At 36.0% G+C, this 1,424-nt stretch carries 2 protein-coding genes; one reads left to right on the top strand and one right to left on the bottom strand.

What is annotated here, in order from left to right; all coding sequences use genetic code 11:
• The coding region (locus RB298_RS05160; protein WP_486046217.1) for a hypothetical protein at positions 1–204 on the top strand (204 nt) is incomplete at its 5' end.
• Between the two features lie 298 nt (positions 205–502).
• On the opposite strand, the gene RB298_RS05155 is transcribed toward RB298_RS05160, so the two are convergent.
• A partial coding sequence (locus RB298_RS05155) for a LysR family transcriptional regulator (RefSeq protein ID WP_486046215.1) occupies positions 503–1,424 on the bottom strand: 922 nt, incomplete at its 5' end.

Below are 1,424 nucleotides of genomic sequence, written 5' to 3'. Positions count from 1 at the left end.
GTATTAATAGTAATTAGAGGAAAAATAAAAGCGGTTACTAGGTTCTTTTTATTATTGTATACTACATACAAAGCTAGTTTACATAATACCTCTTCCGAAATGCACCACAAAAAAGAACGTCATACACCGCAAGGGGCTGTTGAGTTCTCTTTTTCTGGGTTATGCAGCTTTTTATACATCCTTGGTATGACTGGTTTGTCCTAATATCCAGGTGGAAGGAGAACGTATAAAAAGTGCACCTTTTATACATATGCAGCAACACATTAAAAATGGTTTCTAATTACAAAGCATCGTAACCTTTTTATGTTTCATACTTCGGATACGTATGGACAATCCCTTATGAAAGAGCAATCTCGTTTGCCAATGCCGAGGTTGCTTCTTTTATTTTGTTATCGATAATAAATACTCTAACACCTTGAAATAGATTAAAATATCTTGCCCTTAAGAATATACATTTTTAGTTACCATAATGTAATTTCGAGTAACGAAAAGGATTTCCATTTTAGAAATCCTTTGGCATAGACTTTTTCAAAGATGTTGTCAAGAATTCAATATATACTAATAGCTCTTCTGGTAAGAATACATCAGTTCGCTTCACAAATCCCACTTGAACCACAGTACTTCCTTCTAAAGGAATCGAAATGATATTGGAGTTTATATAATCATTGACAATACAGCCTGTTCCCAGATTGTAACTATCCGTATTGGATAAGAGGTCATTCATAGCTCCTCTATCCTTTACATAAACTAATTTGTTGATAGTGTCTACATTAATGGCTTCTTCTGCAAAATGAAGTAGTACATCATCCTGCTGGTAAGTCAAATAAGGATAGTTCCTTAACTGCTCCAACGAAATGGATGTGAGATGAGCTAAAGGGTGCTCTTTTCGAAGAAAGACGTGTTGCTTCATCGAAGCGAGAGGCATAAATAGTAAGGATTTTGAGGTGAAATACCGCTCAAAAAAACTTTTATTTAAATCAGTCAGAGATAATATTCCACAGATGCTTCTGCCTGCATATACATCATCGATCACATCCGTTGTCATTCCTTCTCGAAGTGTCAACTCATATTTCCGTTCAGTAAGATAATCCATAAGCTTTGCAGCAGCCTCTATAGCAAAGCTATAATGCTGAGAGGAGATAGAAAACTTCATTAAGTCTGCTTTCTTCTCCTTATTAAAATGATAAACAACGGACTCCATTTGTTCTAAGAGCATTTTTGCATAGAATAATAACTCTGTGCCTTCTTTTGTGAAGACTACACCTTTGTTCGTTCTATCTAGAATCGTGATCCCTAACTCATCCTCCAAATCACGTACTGATTTGCTGATACTAGGCTGTGTCACGTAGAGTGCGGAGGCAGCTTTACTGATGGAATTGTGCTTGGCGATCTCCACGATGTATCGAAATTGTTGAAATGTCATA

It is taken from the genome of Priestia sp. BR_2 (genome assembly GCF_041954005.1).
Classification (GTDB): domain Bacteria; phylum Bacillota; class Bacilli; order Paenibacillales; family Paenibacillaceae; genus Paenibacillus_AQ; species Paenibacillus_AQ lautus_A.
This window is presented reverse-complemented; position numbering and strand designations above follow the sequence as displayed.